21 protein-coding genes are annotated in these 25510 nt (G+C 61.6%); 2 read left to right on the top strand and 19 right to left on the bottom strand.

The features are described 5' to 3' along the window. Positions 1-44: 44 nt before the first annotated feature. From AC0Z4S_RS19480 to AC0Z4S_RS19405, 16 genes are all read right to left on the bottom strand, one after another. On the bottom strand, positions 45-737 hold the full coding sequence (locus tag AC0Z4S_RS19480; RefSeq protein ID WP_485624259.1) for a GNAT family N-acetyltransferase: 693 nt from the start codon (positions 735-737) through the stop codon (positions 45-47). Then, positions 734-1924 carry a GNAT family N-acetyltransferase gene (locus AC0Z4S_RS19475; RefSeq protein WP_485624257.1) on the bottom strand — a complete coding sequence of 397 codons (1191 nt, stop codon included), beginning with the start codon at positions 1922-1924 and terminating at the stop codon, positions 734-736. Before AC0Z4S_RS19475 ends, AC0Z4S_RS19480 begins: the two co-directional genes overlap by 4 nt. A 4-nt stretch (positions 1925-1928) precedes the next feature. After that, positions 1929-2618, bottom strand: a complete 690-nt coding sequence (locus AC0Z4S_RS19470) for an N-acetyltransferase (RefSeq protein WP_485624255.1) — start codon at positions 2616-2618, stop codon at positions 1929-1931. Positions 2619-2679: 61 nt separating this feature from the next. Further along, positions 2680-4599, bottom strand: a complete 1920-nt coding sequence (locus AC0Z4S_RS19465) for a hypothetical protein (RefSeq protein ID WP_485624253.1) — start codon at positions 4597-4599, stop codon at positions 2680-2682. Continuing rightward, the gene (locus AC0Z4S_RS19460; protein WP_485624251.1) at positions 4596-5903 is read right to left on the bottom strand and encodes an oligosaccharide flippase family protein; all 1308 of its coding nucleotides are present in this window, start codon (positions 5901-5903) and stop codon (positions 4596-4598) included. Before AC0Z4S_RS19460 ends, AC0Z4S_RS19465 begins: the two co-directional genes overlap by 4 nt. Continuing rightward, the gene (locus AC0Z4S_RS19455) at positions 5900-6901 is read right to left on the bottom strand and encodes a polysaccharide deacetylase family protein (protein ID WP_485624249.1); all 1002 of its coding nucleotides are present in this window, start codon (positions 6899-6901) and stop codon (positions 5900-5902) included. Before AC0Z4S_RS19455 ends, AC0Z4S_RS19460 begins: the two co-directional genes overlap by 4 nt. A 13-nt stretch (positions 6902-6914) precedes the next feature. Beyond that, a complete protein-coding gene (locus tag AC0Z4S_RS19450) occupies positions 6915-8051 on the bottom strand; it encodes a glycosyltransferase (RefSeq protein WP_485624248.1) in 1137 nt (378 codons plus the stop codon). After that, positions 8044-9012, bottom strand: a complete 969-nt coding sequence (locus AC0Z4S_RS19445; RefSeq protein WP_485624246.1) for a glycosyltransferase — start codon at positions 9010-9012, stop codon at positions 8044-8046. Before AC0Z4S_RS19445 ends, AC0Z4S_RS19450 begins: the two co-directional genes overlap by 8 nt. After that, positions 9009-10376 (bottom strand): O-antigen ligase family protein, encoded by a 1368-nt coding sequence (locus AC0Z4S_RS19440; protein WP_253500767.1) that lies wholly within the window; start codon positions 10374-10376, stop codon positions 9009-9011. The genes AC0Z4S_RS19445 and AC0Z4S_RS19440 overlap by 4 nt, the downstream gene beginning before the upstream one ends. After that, positions 10373-11464: a glycosyltransferase family 4 protein gene (locus tag AC0Z4S_RS19435; RefSeq protein ID WP_485624244.1), complete on the bottom strand. Its 1092-nt coding sequence runs from the start codon at positions 11462-11464 to the stop codon at positions 10373-10375. Before AC0Z4S_RS19435 ends, AC0Z4S_RS19440 begins: the two co-directional genes overlap by 4 nt. After that, entirely contained in the window at positions 11461-13053 is a 1593-nt protein-coding gene (locus tag AC0Z4S_RS19430; RefSeq protein ID WP_485624242.1) for a GumC family protein, read from the bottom strand. Before AC0Z4S_RS19430 ends, AC0Z4S_RS19435 begins: the two co-directional genes overlap by 4 nt. Positions 13054-13069: 16 nt before the next feature. Further along, the gene (locus tag AC0Z4S_RS19425) at positions 13070-14092 is read right to left on the bottom strand and encodes a polysaccharide biosynthesis/export family protein (RefSeq protein WP_253500770.1); all 1023 of its coding nucleotides are present in this window, start codon (positions 14090-14092) and stop codon (positions 13070-13072) included. 21 nt (positions 14093-14113) lie between these two features. Next, the gene (locus tag AC0Z4S_RS19420; RefSeq protein WP_253500771.1) at positions 14114-14761 is read right to left on the bottom strand and encodes a CpsD/CapB family tyrosine-protein kinase; all 648 of its coding nucleotides are present in this window, start codon (positions 14759-14761) and stop codon (positions 14114-14116) included. After that, positions 14761-15507 (bottom strand): sugar transferase, encoded by a 747-nt coding sequence (locus tag AC0Z4S_RS19415; protein WP_485624241.1) that lies wholly within the window; start codon positions 15505-15507, stop codon positions 14761-14763. Before AC0Z4S_RS19415 ends, AC0Z4S_RS19420 begins: the two co-directional genes overlap by 1 nt. Positions 15508-15521: 14 nt before the next feature. Further along, positions 15522-16556 (bottom strand): NAD-dependent epimerase, encoded by a 1035-nt coding sequence (locus AC0Z4S_RS19410; RefSeq protein WP_485624240.1) that lies wholly within the window; start codon positions 16554-16556, stop codon positions 15522-15524. Next, positions 16553-17905 (bottom strand): UDP-glucose dehydrogenase family protein, encoded by a 1353-nt coding sequence (locus AC0Z4S_RS19405; RefSeq protein ID WP_253500774.1) that lies wholly within the window; start codon positions 17903-17905, stop codon positions 16553-16555. Before AC0Z4S_RS19405 ends, AC0Z4S_RS19410 begins: the two co-directional genes overlap by 4 nt. A 389-nt stretch (positions 17906-18294) precedes the next feature. Between AC0Z4S_RS19405 and AC0Z4S_RS19400 the strand changes: the two genes are divergently transcribed. Then, positions 18295-19992, top strand: a complete 1698-nt coding sequence (locus AC0Z4S_RS19400) for a sulfatase-like hydrolase/transferase (protein WP_485624239.1) — start codon at positions 18295-18297, stop codon at positions 19990-19992. A gap of 130 nt (positions 19993-20122) precedes the next feature. Here the strand turns inward: AC0Z4S_RS19400 and AC0Z4S_RS19395 are convergent, their stop codons facing one another. Continuing rightward, the gene (locus AC0Z4S_RS19395) at positions 20123-21142 is read right to left on the bottom strand and encodes a helix-turn-helix transcriptional regulator (RefSeq protein ID WP_485624237.1); all 1020 of its coding nucleotides are present in this window, start codon (positions 21140-21142) and stop codon (positions 20123-20125) included. A gap of 19 nt (positions 21143-21161) precedes the next feature. Continuing rightward, the gene (locus tag AC0Z4S_RS19390) at positions 21162-22082 is read right to left on the bottom strand and encodes a LysR family transcriptional regulator (protein WP_485624236.1); all 921 of its coding nucleotides are present in this window, start codon (positions 22080-22082) and stop codon (positions 21162-21164) included. A 97-nt stretch (positions 22083-22179) separates the two neighbouring features. Between AC0Z4S_RS19390 and AC0Z4S_RS19385 the strand changes: the two genes are divergently transcribed. After that, the gene (locus AC0Z4S_RS19385) at positions 22180-23031 is read left to right on the top strand and encodes an AraC family transcriptional regulator ligand-binding domain-containing protein (RefSeq protein WP_485624235.1); all 852 of its coding nucleotides are present in this window, start codon (positions 22180-22182) and stop codon (positions 23029-23031) included. A 454-nt stretch (positions 23032-23485) separates the two neighbouring features. Here the strand turns inward: AC0Z4S_RS19385 and AC0Z4S_RS19380 are convergent, their stop codons facing one another. Further along, positions 23486-25459, bottom strand: a complete 1974-nt coding sequence (locus AC0Z4S_RS19380; protein WP_485624233.1) for an alkyl/aryl-sulfatase — start codon at positions 25457-25459, stop codon at positions 23486-23488. Positions 25460-25510 lie beyond the last annotated feature (51 nt).

The raw sequence follows: 25510 nt of genomic DNA, 5'->3' as shown, positions 1-25510 counted from the left end.
CTCGCGATGGCGGCATCAAAACCGGCGAAAATATTCAGACCGAATCAAGCTTGCGCCGGCGCACTGACCACTGGTCTTTCCGGCTTGCGCAGCGCCTCCAGCCTTGACTCGCTGTAGTGCGTTTCGCGGAAGAAGCGCCAGTGGCCGAACAGGTCGTAAACATGGGTGATCCGTCCTTGTTCCTTATAGCCCAGGCGCACATGCATTTTCAGGGCCGGGATATTGGCGTTGTCGCAGATATCCACCACTTTTTTGAAGCCTCGGGCAGACATGACTTGCCAGAGTGCGGTCTGGGCATCGACGGTCAGGCTGCTGCCGAAATAGTGTCGGGTGATTTCGGCACCGAACTGGAAGTATTCCCCCGGCTGGACCGTAAACGTGTAGCGGTAGAAGTGTCGATCGTAATAGTCGCGAGTGCTGGCCCAGACAAACCCGACGGTGTGACCTTCCTGATCCAGGTACATGTGCCCGGTGTGCCCTTCAGCGGCCAGCTCGGCCATGGTCTGCACACGGTCACCAAAGTACTTGCTGAAAGCCTTGGCGTTGTCCTCGGTGATGTCGACTCTAAATAAACCTTCACAGGGACGCAGTTTGTTCGGCGCGATCGGTGTGACCAGATCGCGCTCCATCCACAGCAATTCACGGTGAGCGAAGACATAACGTTTGCCGAAAGCGCCAAGGGTGCGGCGCAGGCCTTTTTGTTTGATGCGCAGAAGCAGTTTGTCGATGACGTTCATGATGCTCTCCGAGGCGCTAGCCCAGGTGTGGTGGATGATGTTGCCGGTTGTATTGCGGATGTATTTGCCGCTGTCAGCCTGCCGGCACGCTGTGCGCGCCATTTTTGCAGGGCTGGTTTGACGCAGTACCAAAGACGCAGCCCCAAGCCGAGCAGGAGGCCACTGGGACGCCATGAGTAGAAGCTCCAGCGCCAGTGTTCCAGTTGCCCGGTCATGCGCTCGTGCAGTTGATGGCTGGAGTTTTCCAGGCTGACCCGCGAGGCATCGATCCAGTGCCATTGCTCGTCCAGGCCCCAGCGAATCCATTCCTCCAGCAGCACCCGACCGCTGCCCAGATCGGCATGCTGCGGCAGGAACGCCAGGTTGTAGTCGTAGAGTCGGCCCTGTTCGAGCAGGCCCAGCCGATAGCTGATGCAGCGGCCGTTCAGCTCCAGCATCACCACGCGCACCAAGCCTTGGCCGGCGAGGGCGGTGAAGGCGCGTTCGATCCATTGGCGGCTGTGGGGTGTGGCGAAAATTCCCACGCCTTCATCACCTTTCCAGCTCAGCGCTTCGACTTCGCTGATGGTCTGCAACACGGCGCCCATGCTCAGCGCATCCGGGGTGATCCGGCGTATTTGCGCACCGCATGCGGCAATCCGTTTACGCGCCCGACGCAGTTTGTAGCGCGGGTCGCCGGTAACTTCCTGACGGTCGGCGTCGCTGATCAGATGCACCGGCACCCGGCAACTCAGGCGTCGCTCAGCCGTGGAACTGCGCGCCATCCATTCGGTGAGCGCACTCTCTTCGCCGGCAGGTTCCGACAGTTCGTTGAGTTGCAGCAGCGCATGGGGCAGGCGCTCACGGATCAGCAGCAGCGCCTTGTGCATGTCTTCACTGCCGAGCAGTGACAGCAAGGCCAGCCGATCGGCCAGCGGATAACCCAAGTGATGCAAAACCCGAAACTTGAGACCGGCGAAGCGTTCGCGGCTGGCCACCAATGGCAGGCACAAACGCAATGCCTCTGCTTCCCAGCCGAGCAATATGTGCAGATGCTGATTCTCGCCCAGCGCCTGTTCCGCCGCGCACAACCAGCCAAGATTGTTGAACGGCGTGTGGTCGGCCACGCGCAGGCGCAGTGCCTCACAGGCCTCTGCCGGAAAGTCGGCCGCGCACAGGGATGTGCGCCATTCGAATCGCATCGCCATAGGTTCAGGCCGCCGTTGCTGGGACAGGTGGACGGGAAGTTTTGCGCAGCGCTGCCAGGCGCGAACCGCTGTAACGGGTTTCGCGGTAGAAGCGCCAGCGGCCAAACAGCGTGTAGATATGGGTGATCCGCTGTTGTTCGGTATAGCCCATGCGCAGGTGCAGCTTGAGCGCCGGGATGTTGCTGGAGTCACAGACATCGACCACTTTGCTGCAGCCTTGCGCGGCCATGGCTTTCCACAGGCGCACTTGCACATCGACTGACAATTCGGTGCCCCAGTAGGCGCGGGCCATTTCGCCACCGAACTCGAAGAACTCGCCGGGTTTCACCGGGAACCGGCAACCGTAGTAATGCCGATCAAAATAATCGCGCGGCGTGCCCCAGATAAAGGCCACGGCATCGCCATGCTCATCGACATGCATGTGCCCGGTGTGACCTTCATTGGCCAGCTCGGCCATGACGCCGACACGGTCGCCGAAGTAACGGGTGAAGGCGCTGGCGTTGTCTGCGGTGATCTTCATTATGCGCAGTGGCGGGTACGGTTTGAGGTTGTGCGGCGGCACGGGGCTGACCAGATCCCGCTCCATCCACAGCAATTGCCGATGGGAAAAAATGTACATTGTGCGGATCTTCGCCAAGGTCGCTCGCAGGCCTTTGCGACGGATATGTCCGCTGAGTTTTTGCAAAATATCCATGGTCTCTTCTCCTGATGAAGGTGCCGCGCGCAGCATGACGCTCGCAGGGCAGAAGGGCGGTTCATGAAGCGTTCCAGTTCAGGGCAAACAGGGTTTGCCCGGGTAATTCGAAACGCACGCGCCCGTTTTCGCAGGCAAACGGTGCGTCGCGGGCGCGATTGTCAGCGCCGAAGAAATGCAGGGCGCCGTGCTCAAGCGGGCACTTGGCGCCGCTCAGATCAACGCGTTGCAGACGTGTGCCTTTGTTCACCCCGAGCACAGTGCGCTGCTCGTCACCGGCCATCGCCAGCACATCCACTTCGAAAGCGTCGTTATCCAGTTGCAGCACGTGCGGCAGCCAATGCCGGGCAATGGATTGCTGGGCCAGGCCCACCGGTTTCAGCTCGAAGCGATCGCCGCCCAGCACGCGCACCATGCCCTTGGCGTAGGGCGGCTCGTCGGCTGCCTGAAACCAATTGAGCATGCTCAGCAAGCCGTCCTGAGAGGCATTGATGACCACTGAGGCCCACCACAGCGCGGCGTAGTGAGTTTCCTGGTCGTACGGGCTCAGGCTTGAACCGCTGGATATGTTGGTCTGATCGAGCAGCAAGGCTTTGCGCGGCTGGCCGTTGGCGCCGAGCCCTACCAGTTCCGCGGCGCGGCGCACGCTGTCGCGGTAGACGCGGGTGGCGAGCAGGTCGCGGATCATCCATTCGTGCCAGGCCAACGCGTCGATCTGATCGGGCGACTCACTGAGCAGACGCCGTGCCCAATCGATCCCGCGTTTGCCCGCGGCGTTATTGGCGAACGGGCCGTTGACCAGGCGCGAAGTGGCGGGCATGGCGATGCGCACGCCGGCTTTGGCATTGGCCGGATCGCTGCGCACCTGGCGGGCCATGCTGACAAAAATCGCCTGGTAATCCTCGTAGCTCGAATAGTTGAGGTTTGGCTCGTCGGCGAAGCCGATGTAATGCGTGCCTTGCCCCCCCAGTGTGCGAGTGCTGGCGAGCCAGGCATCGAGGCCGTTGCTGCTTTGTACGTCGGCGCGCAGATTGGCCTGACGCCCGGTGCCCGCGAGCAGAGTGATGTCCTGGCGGATGCCGAAGCGCGTCTGATAGAGCTGACGAACCGGGTCTTCGAAACGGGCATTTTTCGAGCTGACGTCAACGTAGCTGTAATAACTCGCCGCACCCGGTTTCAACGCATCCAGTGCGGCATGACTGCTCGCAGGCGGCATCAGATTGGGCAGCGCGATGCCCAGATCCGGAGTGCGCCCGAGCACCTTGGCGTGCAGGGTCAGGTTTACCTCACCCGACTCTTCACGCACTGGCTGCAACTGCTGCGGATTCTGCGCAAACAGGTTGGCCGTGCCGTCGAGCCAGAACGCCGCTTTGCCGCTGCCCTGCAGGCGCAAGCGCCAGACCTGAGGCCGGTCGCTGACCGGCAAGGCCACTTGATCGAATTGCCAATAGGCGCGGTAGGGCTTGAGGGCCAGCGACAGCTGTTGTCCATCGTCCACACGCTGTGCTTGCAGCGCGTTGACGCCGCCATGGTATTTGCCGTTCAGCACCGCATGCTCTCCCGGTGCGACCTGGAAAAACAGCTCATCGCCCTTGCGGCTTTCGACACTGAAATGCACCTTGGCCGGACTGAACAGCGCCACGGTCTTGTCGTCATGCTCGACGCGGTAACTGCGGAAGCTGTAGCCGGGAATTTCCAGGCGATAACCGGCAGCTCCCGGCACCAGCGGCCAGCGCTGCGAGCCACGGACTTCACTGGCCTTGATCCACCGGTCACCTTGCAAACGGCCATGGCCGTCGAGCAGATAGATATGCTCTTCATTAGCCTCGGCCTGCCACGCCGGCACCCAGCGCACGGTGACGGTATCCGGGCGATCGGCTTGCAGATACAGGCTGCCGTCGCGGATGTCGCCCCACTGCATGGGCGCAGCGAAGGCGTTCAGCGTCATGCCGAGTCCGCACAGCAGGGCCAGGCGCTTCATGCGGCTTTCCTGCGGTGCAGCATCAGCCACATCGGGCTGATGTCACCGGGCAGAATGAACAGCGTGTGCCAGAACGGTACGCCGCTGAGTCTGCAATAAAGCACCAGCATTGCCAGGGTTACGGCCAGATAGGCAATCGAGGACGCCGCTGCTGCGCCGACGATGCCGTAGCTGGGGATCAGCAGCAGGTTCAGGGCCAGATTGAGCAACGCCCCCACGCCCATCATCAGCGAGACGGTGGCAGGGCGATTCTTGCCGATCAGGTCCAGGCGCAGAATGCTGGCGTAGCACAGGCCCAACAGCCCCGGCAGCAAAGCCAGCAGCGCCGGGTACGCCGGTTGGTAGGCGACGCCGAACAGGGTGACGATCAGCCATTCGCCGATCAGCGCCATGCTGACGCAGGCGCCGAGCATCACTGTGGCGGTCAGGCGCAGCGCCAGCGGCGTGACCTTGTCCATGCCCTTGTCCTGTTGCAGCAGACGCTTCATCAGCGGTGTGGTGACCGCTTCCGGGACGATCAGCAGCAGTTCGGCGGCGGCGCTGGCCATGGCGTAGTGGCCGAGCGCACTGCTGCCGAGCAGGGCGCCGATGAACAGGTAATCGGAGCGCAGAATGACCTGTTGGAACAGCAGGTCCGGATGGCTGCGCGCGCTGAATTTCAGCAACTCCTTCTGGCTCGCACGGTCCCATTGCAGTTGCAGCGGCTGTGCGCGTTTGAGCCACATCCAGCCCACCAGTACCACCAGGCTGATACCGGCCAGCCAACTGATCAGTGCCGCTTCGAGTGCCGCCTCTTTCCACATCCAGAACAGCGCCACAAACAGCAGCAGCGGCGCCAGCGATTCGATCAGGCGCAGGACATTGAAAGCGACTACGCCGCCCGACGCGTTGTGCAAGGTCAGCAGGCCGCTTTTGAGCACGGTCAGCGGTACCGCCAGCAGCAACAACCAGGCCAGCAGACCGAGCTGCAGGGTGACATCGAGTTCGCTGCCGAACTCTCGCGCCAACGCCACCACCAGCAACGTCAGCAGCCCGGCCAGAAGGCAGCCGAACACCAAGACCTGAGCGAGCAACAGACCCATCGGTCGCTGGTTGGCCGCTTGATAACCGACTGCCGAATTCAAGCCGCCGCTGGTGGCCGCACTGATCAGATCCGGCAGGGTGCTGAGCAGTGCGAACAAGCCGCGCTCGCTGGGGCCGAGAATGCGTGCGAGCAAGACGTTGCGCAGCAGGCGCAAGGCAATCATCGCCAGTTTGGTGCCCATGCTCAGGGCCAGATGCCGGATGTAGCTGCCGCGACTCATGGCCGTGCCCCGCGAAAGATGCGTAACGACAGCAGCTCCGGACTGCGCGCGGTGCGTTGGCTGACGCCGAAGCGCGGCAGGTTCAGCGGATCGCCGGCACCGCGATAGAGTCCGGTGGCCGTACCAAGGGCAAACGGGTAATCGTGATTGGCGACCTGCTCGCGCACGCGCTCATCGTTGTCGCCGTTGGGGTAGCAATAAACCGGCAAGGGCCGATTGCAGCCGTTGTGCAGGGCGTCGCGGCTACGGCTGATTTCTTCGTGCAGGCGTACATCGTCCAGGCCGGTGAGGATCGCATGACTGGCGCCGTGGGGGCCGAAGCGCACCAGACCGGACGCTTCCATGGCGCGCACCTGATGCCAGTCCAGCGCTTGCGGCAGAGAATCCGGCAGGCACTCATTGGTCAGACGTTCAAGTTCCTGCGGATCGAGGCTCTTCAGCCCTTGCAGGTAATGCAGCAGCGCCAGGCTGCGCCGGTCGACATCGATATCGTCGAGCAACACCGGCAGCGGATGGCCGGTGATGCGCAGATGCTCGATCAGGTGCATACGGGCCTTTTCGCCATGGCTGCCCCACAGCGTTTCACCGACGCTTTCCCACCAGAAGCGTTGCCGGCTGCCAATGAAATCGGTGGAAAGAAAAATGCTCGCCGGCACCTGATATTTCTGCAACAGCGGATAAGCATTGACCGCGTTGTCACGCCAGCCGTCATCGAAGGTCAGCGCCACGCGCGGGCGCTCGGTGCGCAGGGCGTTGGGCTGCAGCAATTCCATCAGCGGCACGCAATCGAAATGCTTGCGCAGCCACATCAGCAAGTGTTCGAACGCTTGTGGACCGACGCACAGTTCATTGCGGTGCGGCAGATTGGCGGCACGGTCGTTGGCCAGCACCCGGTGGAGCATCAGGATGACCCCGGCCCCGTGCAACTGGTTGCGCCCCACGGACGAGTTGAGATAGAGCCAGCCGCTGGTGCGTTTTATCAACTGTTTGATCGCCATGGCATGCGTCCTCTCAACGATTCTGGTCAGGATTCCACTGTGCGTAACGTTGCCCGCGCAGGAACTGCCACAGGCCGACGCTCATGCCTGCCAGCGTCACCAGCAGGAATGCCGCGAGGCGGAAAGGTTTGGGCAAACGGTGTTGCGCATCCAGCAGGCCGGCGATGGCAATCGAGTAACCGAGCAATTGCGCGACCAGGCTCAGGCGGTAGAAACCGTGTTCGTTCCACAGCCAGAAATTGCTCAGCAGCAGCGGCAACAACAGCACCGGCGCCAGTCGACGGATCAGTTTGTGGCTGATCAATGCGATCGAATACAGGCCGTGCTTGAAGGGATTGAGCAGTTCACGGCGTTGCGCCAGGCTCTGCAGGCCACCGACGGTGACTCGCTGGCGGCGGCGCCACTGCTTGTCCGCTTCGTCGACGCCCTGGTCGATCACCTGCGCCTCGGGCACATAAACGATGCGTTTGTGCGCCACCGGTGCGCAGGTACTGATGAAGAAATCGTCGTTTACCTCGGCCGGCACGTTCTGAAACAGCTCGCGGCGCAAGGCGAGCAGGGCGCCGTCGGCGGAGACCATGCAGCCGGTGCGATTCTCGACCCGGCGCAACCAGCCTTCGTAATGCCGATACAGACTGTCGCCGATGCTCAGGCCACCACCGGTGACCGGGATCACCATGTGCCCGGCGCAGGCGCCGACCTGCGGATCGCTCAGCGGCGCGAGCAAGTGCCCGAGAGTGTCGCGCGACCATTGGTTGTCGGCATCGGTGAACACCAGGATGTCGCCGCTACTCAGGGCGGCGCCGGCATTCAGCGTGGCGGCTTTGCCCTGACGCGGCAGGTCGAGCACGGTGATGCGCGGATCAATCACTTTGTGCGCGCAGGCCACGGTGTCATCGGTCGAACCGTCGCTGGCCAGAATGATCTGCAGCGTCGCCGGTTGATAGTCCTGGGCCAGCAGCGTGCGCAATTTGTGCTCGATGTGCCGCGCCTCGTTGTGCGCAGCGATGACGATGCTGATATTCAACGGCGGCGCCGGGGCATGGCGCCAGGCCGGAAACAGCGGCGCGAGCAAGGTCAGCAGCAGCGGATAGCCGATGTAGGCATACGCTGGCAACAGGAGGCACAGGCAAAAAATGAGTTCAGCCACGGGCAGGCCTCCTTGCATTCCAATGACACAGACCGAGAATCAATGCCGCGCTCGCCAGGTGCAGACGCACCCAGTGCAGGCCCCAGAGTTGCAAGGTCAGGCTGAGGTTATGCTGGCGAATGCTTTGCCGCACACTGAGCAGCAGACCGGGCAGCAGGCCCGCCATCAGCAGCATCAACGCCTGCTGCGCGTGGCCGCCCAGCAATGCGACGATCGCGAGAACATCGAGCAACCACACCAGCAATGACAGCAGCGGAAAGCGCAGCAGGCGCAGGCTCATGCCGTGGGCGCGGAGCAATTGCAGGTGACTGCCCTGACGCCACAGTTCCTTGCCGATCCATTCGCGCCAGGTCATTTCGTAGCCCCAGTGCAGGGCGACGCTGGTATTGACCGACAGCAAGCGCGCGCCGTGTCTGTGCAGACGCAGGGTGTACTCTTTGTCCTCACCGGTGCGCAGGGTTTCGTTGAATCCGCCGACCTTGTCGAACCACTGCTTGCGCATTAGCAGGTTGGCACTGGGCAGCCATTGCACGGTGCGCGTGGCGCGGCTCGAGGGGCGCAAAGAGCGGCGCTGCCACGCGGCGGCGAACCATGGCGCTGTGGCAGGAGTGTGCAGATCCAGGCCGAAGACGTCCCCCTGGTCGCCTGCTGCTAGGGCAAACATCTGCTTCAGCCAGTCTTCCGGCATCTCGATATCGGCATCGATGAACGCCAGCCATTCACCGCGGGCAACCGTTGCGCCACGATTGCGCAACGCGCCGATCAGCAGCCCGGGCGCCAGCAGAACCTGCGCGCCGAATGCGCGGGCGATCTGTGGCCCCTCGTCGCTGGAGCCGTTGTCGACCACGATCAGTTCACAGTCGATGTCGGCAGCGTGCGCGGCTTTGCTCGCGGCCAGCAGGGTGCGGCCGATGTGCCGGGCTTCGTTGTACATCGGAATGACAATGCTGATCCGGCTCATGCTTTGGCCTCCGTCAGCGCTGCCTGCTCGGCTTTCAGACGCAGCACCCAAGTCAGCGCCAGCATGATCCACAGGTACTTCAGGTTCGGCGCGCTGAGGAACATCAGAAACAACGTCAATGACAGAAAGCTCATCCCCAGATGGGTAACCATGCCTGCGTGCTGCCACTCGCGCCGTTGCAGCCACGTGCGTCGTGCGCGGATCAGGTTGTAGAAACCCTGCACCAGCATGCCGACAAACAGCAGGCCGGCGGGAATCCCCAGTTCGCTGAAGATCTCCAGATAAGTGTTATGCGCCCGGCGATACAGGTCGCCGATCTTGCGGTTGGCGGAAAACGCCTTGGCGTAACCGGTGGTCGCGTAGTGCAACGGGAAGGTGCCGGGGCCGGAGCCGAGCAGCGGATGCTCGCGGATGATCTGGCTGCCGACGACAATGTAGGAGGCGCGACGGCCGAGGGATTCGTCCTGAGCCTTGGCCCCGGCGCTGAGAATGCTCAGTGACTGAATGCGTGCCAGATAGCCGGCCGGCATCGCATAGATCGCCAAGGGCAGGATGATCGCAGCGCCGAGCATGGCGAAGCCGAAATGCCGTGGACGAATGCGGGTCAGCTGTTGGCGGTAGTGCCAGACCCCGATTGCCAGACTCAACGCCAGTACCACCAGCCCTGAGCGCGACTCGGTTTTGGTCATGCCGCCGAGCAGTAGCAGGCAGCAGCCAGCCCAGAACAGGCGTTGCAGCAGGTTCGGACTGCGGATCACCAGCAGCAGGCCCAGCGGCACGGCGAAAGCGATCAGCAAGGCGAAGGCGTTGGGGTCTTCGAGCAGGCCGGCGGCGCGGCCCTTGTCCTGGAATCGGCTGGAAAACATCGCCATTGCGCATGTCGTACTGACGCTGAGCGTGACCAGGCGGGCGAACAGATCCAGATTCAACTCACGGCCGATCAACAGGGTGATCACGAACAGCACCAGGCCGACGCTCAGTTCACGCAGATGAGTTTGCGACATGCCCAGATTGTCGCTGGCGAAAAGGCTCAGCAGGTACAGCGCCATGAAACCGATCAGGTAGCGCCACAGGTTGCTGCGCAGGCGTTCGGACGGAATCTGATGCAGCGCCAGTTGCAACATCACGATCACCGCCAGCGAGGCGCCGAGCAACTTGCTCCCGGACACAGAACTGTCCTTGAAGAACCCTTCGAACGGCACCAGCGCGGCAATGCCGAGCAGGCCCCAGGTCGGCTTGCGGTACAGGACGGTGAAACCGACCAGGCCAATCACTGCCCCCGGCGCCAGATACGGCCAGGGACTGGCCAGCAAACCGAGGCTCACCAAAGCGAACAGACTGACTATCGAGAGCGGGAAAATCATGTGCGTGCCTCCCGTGCCGTGTGGATGTACAGCTGCGACCAGCGTTCGGCCAAAGCCTTGAGGTCGTAGTGTTCCTGTTGTGTGCGTCTGGCGTTGTCGCGCAACTGCGCGGCCAGTTTCGGCTCGGCCAGCAAGGTGTCGAGCTGGCGGGCGAGGGCGGCGGTATCCATCGGCGCGGCGAGCAGGCCGTTGTGACGGTCCTGCAAGACATCGGGAATACCACCGACCGCGAACGCCACTACCGGCACCCCGGCCTGCATCGCTTCGAGCAGAATCATCGGCGTGCCCTCGGTGCGCGAGCTGATCACCAGCGCATCGAGTTGCTGCCACCAGCCTTGCATTGCCGTCTGATAGCCCGGCAGGCGAATCCGCTGCGGCAAACCGGCAGCGTCGATGCGCGTCTGCAAGGCCTCACGTTCCGGGCCGTCACCGAGCATCACAGCGTCCAGCTGCGGATGCTGGTGACACAAGCCGATCAGCGCATCGAGGAACAGGTCCGGGCCTTTCTCGCTGCTCAACCGGCCGACGTAACCGGCCAGCCAGCGTTGCCGGTCGGCCACCGGTTGCATCGCCGGCGCCGCTGGCAGACCGTTGGGAATCACCTGCAACTTCTCCGCACGCACGCTGGCCTCGAGGTGCAGCGTGGCGATACTTTGCGCCACGCAGACCACCTGCTTCACCGACGCCGTGCGGCACAGTTGCAGGCTCAGCCAGGTGTAGAACTTCTGCTTGCGACTGCGCGGGGTGAAGCCGTGCTGAGTGATTACCAGCGGCAGGCGCAACAGCGTGGCGCCAACCCAGCCGAACAGCAGCCCTTTGAAGTTGTGGGTGTTGAGCAATGGTTTGTCGCCACGGCGCTGACGCAAGTGCCGCAGCAGTCCGCCGAGCCCGGCACAAGCGCGAGCGTCCACCCCGGCCTCGCGAAATCGCGCGATCAATTCTGGCGGCGCGTCGAGGAACAGCACCTGGTGCTGCCCCGGCGTGGCCAGGCAATGATCCAGCAACATCCGCTCGGCCCCGTAGAAGCCGCCGCTGCTGAGCAAGTGAATGATCGGCAGGGCGACGATTGGGGTGGACACCGCGTTCAATTGCGCACCCAGTGAACCAGGCTTGGCATGGTCCAGTTCTTGTGCGGATTGCCCGCCTGCGGCGTTTCTTCGTTGAGCACCAACAACACTGGCACGCCCAGCTCATGGCTGATTTGCGCCGGATGCTTGAAGCGGTGATCGAAGAACTCACGCACGTAGACGAACGCAATCGCCAGCAGCAGACCGGTGAACAGCCCGAACGGAATGATCAGCATCGGCTTGGGAAAAGCCGCTTCGGTCGGTTCGAACGGTGGACTCAAGACCCGGGCATTGGACAAGTCGTTATCCAGCGCGCGCGTCGTGCTGCTTTCGGCAAAGCGTTGCGCATAGGTGGAAAACGCTGCGTGCAACGCGCCGATTTCGGTGTCCATCTGACGCAGCTTGCTTTGCGTCTGCTGCAATTGATGGATGCGATTCTTGAACTCGGCAATGCGCGCGGTTTTCTGTTCGATGACCTGGCTCACCACCGACAGGTCGGTTGTGCGTTCCTGAATGCGGTTGTTGACCACTTTGAGGAACTGCTGGCGGGTGCGGGCGATTTGCTCGCGGGCCAGCAACATCGGTTCGCTGCCGGGCTGGAATACCGCCAGGTCATTCATATAGCGGCTGACCTGAGTGGTCAGCGCCTCGCCCATCTGCCTGATCTCGCGGTCCTCGAACGCGATGTTGTCCACCGTCGTGGTGAAGGTGAAAGGGAAGGTGTAGTCGTTGAGTTTGTTGGAGTTGGCCGCCGCCAGGCTGGTTTTCAGGTAATCGAGCCAGCGCTGGCTTTGCAGCAAGCGATCACGGTACAGGTTGAGTGCCTGCTCTTCGGTGTTGATCGCGTTGAGGCGAAAGGTGATTTCCTCTTTCGGGTCGGACGAACCGACGCTTTCCAGCAGGCTCAGCCGCGCGCCTTCCAGACCATCGAGCCGCACCTGATACTGATGCTTCTTGGTCTCATAGAACGAGTGGGGCAGTTCGATCGATTGCAACGCCTGACGATCGACCAGGTAGTTTTGCAGCAACGCGGCAACGAACGTTGTGCCCTGGGCCGGATCGGGGAAGCTGTAGACGATCGAGATCACGTTGGAACCCGGCAGGGTTTCGATCTTCAGGTTGTCGATGGCGTCCTGGGTCAAACCGTCCAGTGTCGTGTCGCGCACCGGATCGGTTTGCATGCCCAGCGCGTCACGCAGCGGATTGACCACGTATTCGCGCAGTGGCGTGCTGACGTATCGCTTGAACGGTTCGCCGGCCAGCTTGCTGAGCATCCCCGGCGGCGGGTTGTACTGACCCTGGTCGCGCAGTTCGCTGATGGTCTGACGGATCAGTGCCGGCGAACGGAGGATATTGCTTTCGGTTTCCATGTCCGCCAGCGATGGCGGGATGAAGGTGGCGTTGTCCTGGGTCAGCGAGGTCGTCGCATCGCCCTGGGACAGCTTTTTCGACTGCACGATGACCTGCGCGGTGATATCGAAGCTCTGTTTGAGCAGCAACGGCAGGAGGAGGGCGATCACTGCAAAGGTCAGGAAGATGCGCTTCACCAGTTGCTTGTTGGCGAAGAAAATCCTGAAGAACTCGTGCAGGTAATTTTCTTTTGGGTTCATGTCGGTCACCTGAGAGTCAGTTGTCACTGCCTTTGTTGTCGACGCGGTAGCCGAAGCTGAAACCGACGCCCTGGAACAGCACCACATCCGCCAGTTGCCGGGCGAGTTCGCCGGCGCTGGCGAGTTTGGTTTTTGGCACGTAGAGCATGTCGTCCGGCTGCAGATAGGCGATTTGTGGCGCGTCACCGGACAAGGCCTTTTCGACGTCGTAGTTCATTGCCTGCACCTGATTGCCGTTGCGCCGCATGATCACCACCGAGTCCAGCCGCGCCTTGACGTTGGTGCCGCGTGCCAGTGTCAGCGCTTCGAGCACCGACACCGGCCGGCGGATCGGGTAGGAACCCGGTTGTGCGACTTCGCCCAGCACGTAGATTTCGTTGCCGGCGGTGGACTTGAGCAGAACGTCCACATTCATGCGGCCCGGCAGCTGCGCGTACTTCTGGTTGAGGAAGGTTTCCAGTTGATTGACGGTCATGCCTTGCAGCGGCACGGCGCCGATTTCCGGAAAGCTCGCGTAGCCGTCGGTACCGACGGTGATCTCGCGGCTCATGCCGGTGGCCGGGTGGTTCAACGCGCTCTTGAGGTTCTGCTCGTTGCTCAGCGGGCTGAGAATCTGCACCGAGAGCTGATTGCGGTTGGGCTGGAACAGTTGCTTGCGCTCATACGCACGCTGAATTTCCTGGCGGGCTTCTTCGCTGGTCAGCCCGGCAATTTTCACCGATGTATTGGCGCCCGGCAGTTCGATGGTGCCGTCGGGTAGCACCAGTTGCGTGCCGTTGAGCTGGCTGGCGGCGGTGAAATTCAGGCCGATCTGGTCACCTGATTGCACGCGGTAAGCGTCCGAACCGCTGGTGCTGATGTGAAAAATCACATCCAGCACATCTTTCGGGCGCAGGGTCTGCTCGACCCGCGGCATGTCGGTGGCCTGGGCGTTGGCCGGTGTCGCGGTGAGAATATTCACCGGCATGTTGCGGGTGTCGGAATTGCTGGAGCAGCCCGCAAGCGGCAGCAACAGCAGGACAAGCATTCTGGCGTTCATGGCGTCATCCTTTGCGTTCGCTTACAGGTTTTTGTAAAGCCATTTGGGCATGTAGTACTTGCGCCGGTTGAACACGCTGCCGACCACTTTTGCCCCGGCCTGAGTCAGGCGTTGCACGGCGGCCTGGGCGACTTCCCAGCGGGTGTCTTCGGCACGGACGACAAACACCACGCCGTCGACCTGAGTGCTGATGACCAGCGTGTCGGCGGCGGAGTACACCGCGTCGCCATCGATCACCACGAAGCGGTACTGGCTGCCCAACTGGTCGAGCAACGGGCTCAGGCGCTCGGCGGTCAGGTGTTCCAGCGTGCGGATCGGCCGACCATTGGGCAGCACGTGGAAGGGCAGGCTCGACACCTGCACCACGCAGTCCTGCAACAGCGGCGGGTTGTCCGGATTGAACAGCAGGTCGCGCAGGCCGCGCTCTTTGCCCAGGTTCATTTGCTGGGTGAGGTTGTTCGCCGACTGGCTGGCGTCGACCAGCAATACCTGGCCGCTGCTCATCTGCGCCAGCTGACTGGCCAGTGCCAGCGCGCTGGTGGTGGTGCCGGCGCCGGGATTGGCGGCGGTCAGAAACAGGATCCGCAGATCGAGATCCAGCACGGTCGACGTCAGATTCGACTCGCTGGGGCTGGCGATGCTCAGGCTTTTATTGGTTGAACCGTCCATTAGCTTGCTCCGTGGCCGCTGAATACTTTGAAGGGGGTTTTCAACAGAATCTTCAGATCAAGCAGAAGGCTCTGCTCGGCGATGTAGCTGAGGTCCAACTCAACGCGCTGGTCGAAGTCGATGTTGCTGCGTCCGGAGATCTGCCACAGACCGGTCATGCCGGGGTAGATCGCCAGACGTGCGAGGTGATTGTCCTTGTAGCGGTAGGCGTTGAACGAGGTCGGGCGAGGGCCGACCAGGCGCATGTCGCCGGTCACTACGTTGATCAGGTTGGGCAACTCGTCGAGGCTGGTGCGCCGCAGAAAGCCCCCGATGCCGGTGACGCGCGGGTCCTTGTCGATCTTGAAGTCAATCGCGTCGGCCCCGTGTTTGTTCAGGTGGCGCAGCGACTCTTTGAGTTCTTCTGCGTTGCTGACCATGGTGCGGAACTTGAACATGCCGAACTTGCGGCCGCGGTAGCCGGTGCGTTTCTGCACGAACAGCACCGGCCCAGGGCTGGTGAATTTGATCGTCAGCGCCAGGCCCAACAGCACGGGCGAGAGCAGCAGCAGAATGGTCAGCGCACCGAGGCAGGCGACCACCCGGTTGGTCCGCGACAGTTGCCATGGGCGGCCGCCATCACGGCCGCTGAGCCAGCCACGACCCTGACGGTGAATCGCCGCATCAAGGCGCATGCGATGTTCCGGGTCGACACGCTTGTCAGGGCGCATCTGTGCAATCGACACACTTTTTTCATGTCCAGTCATGGCGTCCTCCGCATTCATTCAGCCGCAAGCGGCGCACGGGCAGTGGGGTAGTAGTCGCGGAACCAGGCAATGAAGCGGCCCAGTCCTTCATCCAGTTCTATCCGGGGCTGGAATCCGGTGGCCTGAGCCAGATCGCTGGCCTCGGCGCAGGTGTTGAGCACGTCGCCCGGTTGCAGCGGCAGCAGCTCGACAATGGCTTGGCGATCGAGGTGTTTTTCCATCAGCGCGAGGTAGGTTTTCAGCGCCACCGGCTGCTGCCCGCCGATGTTGAACAGGCGCCACGGCGCCATGCTGCTGGCCGGGTCGGGTTGCTCGCGATCCCATTGCGGATTGGCTTGTGGTGGCTGATCGATGAGGCGAGCGATGCTTTCGATAATGTCGTCGATGTAGGTGAAATCGCGCTGATGCTCGCCGTAATTGAACAGTTTCAGCGGCTCGCCTTCGCTGATCGCCCGGGCGAACTGGATCGGCGACATGTCCGGCCGACCCCAAGGCCCGTAGACGGTGAAAAAGCGCAGGCCGGTGCAGGGAATGCCGAACAGATGGCTGTAGCTGTGCGCCATCAGCTCATTGGCTTTTTTGGTCGCGGCGTACAGCGACAGCGGATGGTTGACGCCATCCTTGACCGAATAAGGCGTGTGCTGGTTGGCGCCGTATACCGAACTCGACGAGGCGTAGATCAAGTGCTCGACCGGGTGATGCCGGCAGCTCTCGAGAATGTTCAGGAAACCGTTGAGGTTGCTGTCCAGATACGCCCGTGGATTGTCCAGCGAATAACGCACCCCGGCCTGCGCGGCGAGATGAATCACCACTTGCGGTTGTTCGCGGGCAAACAGTGCATCGATGGCCGAAGCGTGGGCCAGATCCACCGTGGCCAGCTGAAAATCGCCAACCTGCTGGCGCACCCACTGCACGCGGTCGTGCTTGAGCTGCGGGTCGTAGTAGTGGTTGAAATTGTCCAGGCCGACCACTGAATGCCCGTCGCGCAGCAGGCGCAGGACGCAATGGGCACCAATGAAACCGGCGGATCCGGTGACCAGAATCTTCATGGCCGCAGCCCTTCAGGGGCGATGTGGCGCAGGCCGATGCCGCTGTAGTGCAGGCCGGCGGCCGCTACTTGTTCCGGGTTGTAGAGGTTGCGGCCGTCGATGATCACCTTCGACCGCAGCTTCTCGGCGAGAAGCTCGAAATCGACCACGCGGAAGTTTTTCCACTCGGTGCAGATCACCAGCGCGTCGGCGTCTTCGAGGGTGTCGTCGCGGGTCGCGCACAGATGCAGGTCGTTACGATAGCCGTAAATGCGTCGGCATTCGGACATGGCTTCCGGATCGTAGGCCTGCACGCTGGCGCCTTCGGCCCACAACGCGTCCATCAGATAACGGCTGGGGGCTTCGCGCATGTCGTCGGTGTTCGGTTTGAATGCCAGGCCCCAGACCGCAATGGATTTGCCGGCCAGGCCTTGCGGAAACTGCGCGCGCAATTTGCTGAAGAGGATGTGCCGCTGGCTGTCGTTGACGTCGGTGACGCTACGCAGCAGTTTCAACGGCATGCCGTTGTGTTCGGCGGTATGCAGCAGGGCACGCAGGTCCTTGGGAAAGCACGAGCCACCGAAGCCGCAGCCCGGGTAAATGAAGTGGTAGCCGATGCGTGGGTCGGAGCCGATGCCTTTGCGCACCGCTTCGATGTCGGCGCCGAGCAGTTCGGTGAGATTGGCCAGTTCGTTCATGAAACTGATGCGGGTGGCGAGCATCGCGTTGGCCGCGTACTTGGTCAGCTCGGCGCTGCGGTTGTCCATGAACATGAGTTTTTCGTGGTTGCGGCAGAACGGTGCGTACAGCTCGCTCATCTGCTCGCGCGCAGCGTCGTCGCGGGTGCCGATGATGATCCGGTCCGGGCGCATGCAGTCGGCGAGGGCGCTGCCTTCCTTGAGAAATTCCGGGTTCGACACCACGCGCACCTGCAGCCCGGCTTTGCCACGTTGCAGCAATTCGCTGGTGGCCGTGGCCAGAACCTGATCGGCAGTTCCGACCGGCACGGTGGATTTAATGATCAGCGTGCGATCGGCTTCCATCAGGCCGGCAATCTGCCGGGCGACGTTGAGCACATGGCTGAGGTCGGCGGAGCCATCCTCGTCCGCCGGGGTGCCGACGGCGATGAAGATCAGCTCGGCGTGGGTCACCGCATCACTGGCCTGGGTGCTGAACAACAAGCGCCCGGCCTTGATGTTTTCTTCAAGTGTTGCGGACAGGCCTGGCTCACTGATGGGCGGTACCGCTTGTTGCAGTTGTTTGATCTTGTTCGGATCAATGTCAATGCATAAAACCCGATGGCCGACATCGGCAAGTGCAGCGGCTTGTATAAGTCCGACATAGCCAGTGCCAAATACGCTCACGTCCATCTGCACACCTCAATAAAACCAGAAAAGTTAACTACGGAATGAGATTGTTAAAGGGGTATAGCGCAGGGTTTGAGAAGCGTGTCAGCAAAATGACATGTTGCACGGGTATAACACTTGAGTGTTTTTTGGCGATTGGCCATCAAGTCATTGCTGCGATTGAATTTGTTGTTTTTTTGCAGATTTGTTCAGATTTAAAGTAACCGACAAGCGGTCGAAAGTATTGGTTTTAAAGGGGTTTCCAGATTTTGTGTGTCAGATTTGAGGCACCGTTTTTTTGACGGTCAATCCGGCTATCAGTCAATTCTTGCGCTTTTAGGGGCGGGTGCTAGTGTCAGGGTCTGACCGACAAAGCTTTGACATCCCGCCATTTCTGCCCGCCCGGTATCGCCATGTTCAGATATGCCAAAGAACTGCTTTTAGTTGTCTTTTTACTGTTGTATTCCGACTACTACCTGGAGCGGTTAAATGCTATCGGGTGGAGTTTCAATGCACTTGTTTTTGGCGCGATGTTTTTGGCGCTGACTTTAGCGTTATATCTGACTGCCTATATACGGCAAGCTCTCGTTCGACATGCATTCGCATTAACGCTGTTTGCGGCGGCGGTGTTTTTCGATGTCTATACCCGGGTCACCGCGGATTACCTGAGATACAGCGATTTCGTCTCGCTGGTGTATTCCGGCGGCTTCATTCAGGAAGCCGCGTATCAGTACCGCGACGCAATTCTGCGCGCGGTGCTCAGCGGCTTGTTGCTGTTGTTCGGCATCGGGCTCAAGCCGCGTCATGCCCTGGTCGTATCGAACAGGTTGCGGATCGCGGCGCCCATCTTCGGTGTGTTGATGCTCAGCGCTCTGCTGTTTTTACGTGCGGGAGAGGGCGCCCGGGGCCTGCCGATCATGTACACGCCTTTGGCCTATTTGAATCTGTTTGCCTATGAAGCGCTGCACGACACTGTCGGCCCGCGTGAAGCGGTTACCCTCGCGCGCGCTGCGCCTGCCGTCGGGCACGACATCGTGCTGATTATCGATGAAAGCATCTCCGGCAATTACCTCGACATCAACGCGCCGTTCGGCGTGCACAGCAACCTCAAACAGGCGCCAGCCGGGGTCGATGTCTTCAACTTTGGCTATGCCGCGTCCATTGCCAATTGCAGTGCGGACACCAACGTCACCTTGCGCTACGGCGGCACCCGCGCCGATTACCGGCGCATCAACAGCACGCAGCCGTCGATCTGGCAGTACGCGAAACAGGCCGGGCTCGGCACGGTGTACATCGACGCCCAGCGCACCGCCGGCAACCTGCAGAACCTGATGACCGCCGCCGAGAAAAACGACATCGACAGTTTCGTGCAATTCGACCAGACCAGCGTCCGTGATCGCGACATGGCGGCAGCGGCGAAGCTGATCGAACTGCTCAACGACGATCGCGCCGAGCTCATCGTGATCAATAAGGTCGGCGCGCATTTTCCGGTGCACGACAAATACCCGGACGCGTTCATGGCTTACCGGCCAACGCTGCCACGCGGGCAGTTCACCGAAGTCGCCGACACTGGCGAACGTGCCGGTTTCAACGGCCAGCCGGATGACTGGGTGCTGTATCGCAACGCGTACAAGAACACGCTGTTGTGGAATGTTGGCGAGTTCTTCGCGCGGGTCTTTGCCCAGGCCAATCTGAACAACGCGCTGCTGATCTACACCTCCGATCATGGCCAGGATCTGCATGAACGCGGCAACCCGGGCTTGAATACCCATTGCGGCGGCGACCCGGTGGAAGAGGAGGGCCTGGTGCCGTTGGTGGTGATTCAGGGCCGTGGATTGCAAACGCCAGACTGGGCAGCGAATCTGCTGGCCAACAAGGACCGCTCCAGCCACTACAACATTTTCCCGACGCTGCTGCAGGTGATGGGTTACGACCTGGCAGGGATTGAAGCGCTGTATGGCAAACCGCTGAGCGTTCCGACGGCGGATGAGTTCACTTTCAACTACCGCTTCAATGCGCGGTTGGGGGCCAAGCCTGAGTGGAAGCATATCGATCTGGGCAGCATCGTCACCCCGGAACGGGCGCCGGCGAGTGTGGCTTCGGGGCAGTGAGATTTGAGTGGGGCGGGCGGGCCTCTTCGCGAGCAGGCTCGCTCCCACAGGGAATTGCATTCCAAGGTGGGAGCGAGCCCTGTGGGAGCGAGCCTGCTCGCGAACAAAAACAGCACAGCCAGCGAGAATCTCAACCCTTGATGAACCGCGCCCGATACACCCCCGGCGCACAACCCAGCCACCGCAGACACGCCCGGTTGAATCCCTGCACATCGCTGTAACCCAACCGATCCGCCACTTCGACCAACTCCAACGCCCCGGACTGCAACAGGTCCTCGGCCCGGTAGTGCCGATACTCGTCAAGCAGTTCGCTGAAGGTCCAGCCCAACGCCTTCAGCCGCCGTGCCGCCGTGCGCTCGAGCACATGCCGGGTTGCGCAGAATTGCTGCCAGTGCGCCGTCGCCAGATCCTCGATCAGGTAATCGCTGAGCTGTTCCAGCAAGGTCGGCTCACTGTGACGGCGGGTCTGCTCCAGCAAATCGATCAAGGTTGTTTCCAGCGCCGGATTGCCCGGTGTCAACGGCATTACGAACAGCTGCGGATCCAGATGAATCGCCGCGCACGATTGCTCTGCGCTCACCGGGGCGCGGAACGCCGTTTCGTGTTGTTCGCGGCTTGCCGACACCAGCGCCACACCCAGCACCGGGTCAGCCTTCAAACCACTGGCCAGCAACTTGCGCCGCATCAGGCCGCACAGGCTGACAAGGATGTAATCGGTCAGCGCTGCCGGAGCACCGAGACTGCCCGTCTCGAGCAGACGCAGCGTTACCCCACGGTGTTCACGCATGATCTCCATGCGCAAATGCCCGTTGAAAAACGCACAGTACTCGGCGAAAAACTCGCAGGCACGTTGCAGCGACACGGCGACATCGAACAGATAGGTCAAACCGTTGGTGGCGGTCGAAACGAAGCGTTCACCCGCCGCCAGACCGATCGACGGATCTGCGCTCTGCTCCACGGCAAACGCCCAGAAGCGCCGCGACATCAGCAGCGGCATGCGCATGAACGGCGTGCGCAGGTCAGACAGGCTGCGGCGCAGTTGGGCTTCGATTGCGCCTTGGGTAATGCCGCGCGCGAGCAATTCTTCAATGGCCGGCAACAGGGTCGGCGCGTAAAAGGCATTGGCGGCCAACGGGGCGAATTTGCTCATGGTGCGCAGGCTCTTGCGCTCATCGATTGGCCGCCAGCAAACGTTGATCGACGCTAAGGATCGCCTCGATCATCGCCCGCGCTGCCGGCGTCAGGGTATAGCCGGCGCGGCTGACGATGCCGTAACCCAATTGCAGCGCCGCCTCGTCGTGCGGCACGTCGACAAAATCGAGCAACTCGATCAGGCCCTCGTCGAGCTGTTCACGCAAGGCCTCAAGCGTCGCCAGACCCACGGCATCAGAGCGCAGGACCACGCGCTGGATGGCATCGAATTGCGCGCACTCCACGCTCGGCGTGAAGTCGGGCTCACCGAGGATATCGGCGAGCACCTTGCGGATCATCGGTGGAATGCGCGTGCCGACGATCGGGTAATCGAGCAGGGCGCGCAAACGCAGGTCTGCCTGCGCGACAAGCGGATGCCCGGCGCGACAGAAAAACCGTCCCGGCCGTCTGCGCAGCTGCTGCACCTGATATTGCGGATCGCTGACGAAGTGCCGCGCGTCCGCGACGAAAAACTCGATCTGCTGCTCACGCAACCACAGCGACAATTGCTGCCAGTCGCCTTGGTGAAAGCGCGTGCGAATCGCCGGATGCGCCTGAATGAAATCGGCCAGCGCTTCGGGCACCAGCACTTGCGCCGGATACGGGCCGCAACCGAATTGCAGTTCGCCGCCGGTGAGGCCGTTGTATTGCGTCAATTCGTTGTGCAGTGCCTGACTGCCGGCGAGCAGGCGCCGCGCGTGCTGCAGCACCAGTTCACCTTGCCCGGTCAGGCGGAATTCACGGCTGCTGCGCTCGACCAGCGCGCAATCGAGGTCGCGCTCCAGCGTCTGGATGCTGCGGCTGAACGCCGGTTGGCTCAAGTTGATCGCCTCGGCGGCGCGACCGAAATTGCGACAGTCAGCGAGGGCGACCAGGTGGCGAAGCTGGCGAAGATCCATCATGCGTCTCCTGCATTCTGCGAATACTTTTAATGCATTGGATCGATAGCACGTCCACTGGCATAAGTACACGCCTGTTCTTCCATGGCATGCCTTCATGTCCCAGCCTGTGTTCGTTTCCAGCGCTTTCGTCCGCACGATTCTCGCTCATGCCCGGCAGTCCGGACTGTGCCCGCAACACTTGATGGCGCGCGCCGGGATTTGCCCGTCAGTGCTCGCCGGTCAGCGTCAATCGATCGCCGCACGATCGGTTGAACAGTTGTGGCGTGAGTGTGAGTGGGCGGGGGTCGCGCCGACGTTCGGCTGTGAACTGGCCGACGGGATGGCGACCGATTGCCTGCAAGGACTGAATATTCTCCTCGACTCGGCGGCGACCTTGCGCGCCAGTCTGAAGTGCTTCATCGACTGCTTGCCGCGGGTGATCAACTACGTCGCGGTGGAGTTGGTCGAGGCGGGCGAAGTGGCTCATTTGCGCCTGCGTTCGCTGCTGGGGCCGCTCCATCATTTCGCTCTGGACGCGGCGGCGCTAACACTGGTGCGCAATATTGCCCGGCGGTTGGGCAGGGCGCCGGGAGATTTGTTTGTGAATGTCAGCCTGCGCGCTGCGCAAATGGCCGGAAGCTGGCTGCGTGAAGTTGGCGTTGCGGTGGAGCAGGGCGAGCACCTGTGCCTGACATTGCGGCGATCGAGTCTCGACCAGGCCTTGCTTGGCGCCAATCCGTTTTTGCACCAAAGCGTGCTGCGCCACTGGCGCGCTGAAGCCAGCGCACCTGCGCGCCAGGATAATCTGACAATGGCGAGGCACTGGCTGACGACGGGGGATCAGCCGAACGAGCGGATCGCCGAACGCCTGGGCTATCGGCAGCCGAGCAACTTTATCCGCGCGTTTCGCAAACAGTTCGGGACTACGCCGAAGCAGTTCCGGTTGAATCCGGGGCAGGTTTGTTGAAAGCAGGATCGAGGTGATTGATCGTCATCAAGGGTGTCAGCAAGATTTACCCCCTCACCCCAGCCCTCTCCCCCAAGGGGGCGAGGGGGAAAGGGAGCCGATCTGCGTGTTATTCAAAACTGCATTCAACTCGTTATCCCACGTCGGCGTATCTCTCACAGGCAACTCGGTCAGTCCCCTCTCCCTCCGGAAAGGGGACTTATGACTCATGGGAGCCGATCTGCGTGTTATTCAAAATTGTATTCAACTCGTTATCCCACGTCGGCGTATCTCGTGCATGCAACTCGGTCAGTCCCCTCTCCCTCCGGGAAGGGGGCTTATGACTCATGGGAGCTGATGTGCGTGTTATTCAAGATTGAATTCAACTAGGTATCCCACGTCGGCGTATCTCGTGCATGCAACGCGGTCGGTCCCCTCTCCCTCCGGGAGAGGGCTAGGGTGAGGGGCTTTTGACTTACGGCGTGACGATATTGAATTGCGGTCCGAACGTATCCAGGCTGCCCATCAGCAATCCGAATTTCTGCCCATTGCCCTGCAACTTCACCAGTCCATTCTGCATCGCCGTCGGGAAGTCCAGTTGCTTGAGGCTGATCTTCTCCAGCGTATCGCGGCTGAGGCTGACACTGGCATCCGCCGCCGGATTCAGGCCGGCGCGGTGAGTCAGTACGCCATTGCGCAAGGTCAGGGTGAAATCCCTTTGCACATCGTCGAACGTCCAGTTCAGCGTCAGGTCATGGGCCACGGCTTTGTCGCTGTCCAGGCGTACCGCGAGGTAGTCGAAGAACATTTCCGGACTCATCGCCCGGACCATGTCCACCGATACGGTATTGGCAGTCTGCGGCGGCACGCCGTCGCGCAGTTCCATCGCCCCGGTCAGGTACATGTTGCGCCAGGTGGCGTTCTCGCTTTGATAACCCAGCTGTTCCAGCGTCTCGGCCTGAGCCTTGCGCGCTTCGGCATTGTCGGGGTCGGCGAACAGCAACTGGTTGCCCAACTGCGCAGCCCAGCGATAGTCAGCGCTGGCCATCGCACTGCGCATTTTCTCCAGCACCGGCGCGGCACCGCCCATGGCCTCGACCGAACGTCTGGCTGCCTCCACCGGCGGCAGCGGATTGAGGTTGGCCGGGTTGCCGTCGTAGAAACCCATGTAGCGCTGATACACCGCGCGGGTGTTGAAACTCAGCGAGCCGTAATAGCCGCGGGTGTACCACTTCTGATCGAGCGAGCCGGGCAGCTTCTTGATCGCCTCGGCGATTTCCAGCGGCGTCAGGCCCTGGTTGAGCAAGTGCAGGGTGCGGTCGTTGATGAAGGCGTACATGTCACGCTGATCGGCGAGCAGAGTTCGAATTCGCTCGCCGCCCCAGGTCGGCCAGTTGTGCTGGGCGAACAGCACGTCGGCTTTGTCACCGTAGCGCGCCAGGCTGTCATCGAGGTATTGCGACCAGGCCTTGGCATCACGCACCTGCGCACCGCGCGGCGTGAGGATGTTGTGCATCATCTGCGTGGCATTTTCAGCCATGCACAAGGCTTTCAACTGGGGCAGATAGAGGTTCATTTCCGCCGGCGCTTCGGTGCCCGGGGTCAGCTGGAATTCAACTTGCAGGCCAGCGATGGTGCGAGTTTCCAGCGGCTCGGCGATCAGGTCGGTGGGCGCGATCAGCGTGACCGTGCCGCCACTGGGCGCGCTCTTGCCAAGGCCAGCGTCGACCTGACCTTTTTCACTGCGCGGCAGCAGACTGCCGAACTGGTACTGCGCGCGGCGGCTCATGGCATTGCCGGCCATGACGTTCTCGCTCATCACGTGTTCCATGAAACCGACCGGCGCATAAACCTTGACCTTGCCGGACTTGACATCGGCCTCGTCGATCACCCCGCGCACGCCGCCGAAGTGATCGACATGAGTGTGGCTGTAGATCACCGCAACGACCGGTTTGCGCGGACGGTTGGCGTAGTACAGATCCAGCGCAGCCCTGGCGGTTTCGGCCATGGTCAGCGGATCGATGATGATCAGCCCTTCGTCACCTTCGATGATGGTCATGTTCGCCAGGTCGAGCCCGCGCACTTGATACAGCTTGGGGCTGACCTCGAACAGACCGGCGTGGGCATTGAGTTGGGCCAGCCGCCACAGGCTCGGATTGACCGATTCCGGCGCCTTTTCTTCAGCGAGGAAGTCATAGGCATTGACGTTCCAGATGACTTTGCCAGCTGCGTCCTTGATCTGACCCTCGAAGGGGGCGATCAAGCCTTTGCTGACCGATTCGAAATCGGTGCGGTCGCTGAACGGCAGGGTGTTCAGGACTGCAGCGTTGCTCGCGGCGGTTTGCGCGCTGGGCGCCACCGGGCCGTCAGCGGCGAGCAGCGACTGACTCAGGCAAGCGGTGATCAGGCAGGTCAACAGGCCGCGCGGGCTCAAAGTGAAACGGGGCATGGGTGTCTCCGGTTTTTTATCGTTATGGCCGAACAGCCAGCAGCGTAAGAC

The sequence above is a fragment of the Pseudomonas sp. 1L-B-1-E-C1 genome (genome assembly GCF_057291835.1).
This window is presented reverse-complemented; position numbering and strand designations above follow the sequence as displayed.